This window comes from Sporosarcina sp. E16_8, from assembly GCF_017347095.1.
Classification (GTDB): domain Bacteria; phylum Bacillota; class Bacilli; order Bacillales_A; family Planococcaceae; genus Sporosarcina.
In genome coordinates, this window is sequence record NZ_JADPRZ010000130.1 from 1 (window position 1) to 663 (window position 663).

At 51.3% G+C, this 663-nt stretch carries 3 protein-coding genes; all 3 read left to right on the forward strand.

From position 1 onward, the window contains the following. Positions 1-184 (forward strand): hypothetical protein (locus I2484_RS21215; RefSeq protein WP_207153003.1); only part of this gene is annotated, 184 nt, incomplete at its 5' end. A gap of 8 nt (positions 185-192) precedes the next feature. Next, positions 193-390 (forward strand): hypothetical protein, encoded by a 198-nt coding sequence (locus I2484_RS21220; RefSeq protein ID WP_207153004.1) that lies wholly within the window; start codon positions 193-195, stop codon positions 388-390. Between the two features lie 8 nt (positions 391-398). Next, on the forward strand, positions 399-663 hold a 265-nt coding region (locus I2484_RS21225), incomplete at its 3' end, for a hypothetical protein (RefSeq protein ID WP_207153005.1).

Consider the following 663-nt stretch of genomic DNA (forward strand, 5'->3'; position numbering starts at 1 on the left):
GAGTTCGTTGGAAAGCTCCAGGCCTTTGTTGGACACTCAAGAGAGTTTGTTGGAAACCTCCACGTTGGTTGGACACTTTGAGGATTTCGTTGGACACTTGGCCGAGTTTGTTGGAAACCTCCAGGCGTTTGTTGGAAACTCCATAGAGTTGGTTGGAAACCTCCCCGTTGGTTGGACACTTTGAGGATTTCGTTGGACACTTGGCCGAGTTCGTTGGACAGCTCGGGGCTTTTGTTGGACACTCCAGAGAGTTTGTTGGAAACCTCCACGTTGGTTGGACACTTTGAGGATTTCGTTGGACACTTCGCCGGATTCGTTGGACAACTCCAGGCCTTTGTTGGACACTCCAGAGGGTTTGTTGGAAACCTCCACGTTGGTTGGACACTTTGAGGATTTCGTTGGACACTTCGCCGGATTCGTTGGAAAGCTCCAGGCCTTCGTTGGACACTTCGAAGGGTTTGTTGGAAACCTCCCCGTTGGTTGCATACTTTGAGGATTTCGTTGGACACTTCGCCGAGTTCGTTGGACAGCTCGGGGCTTTGGTTGGACACTCCAGAGAGTTTGTTGGAAACCTCCCCGTTGGTTGGACACTTCGAGGATTTCGTTGGACACTTGGCCGAGTTCGTTGGAAAGCTCCAGGCCTTTGTTGGACACTCAAGAGAG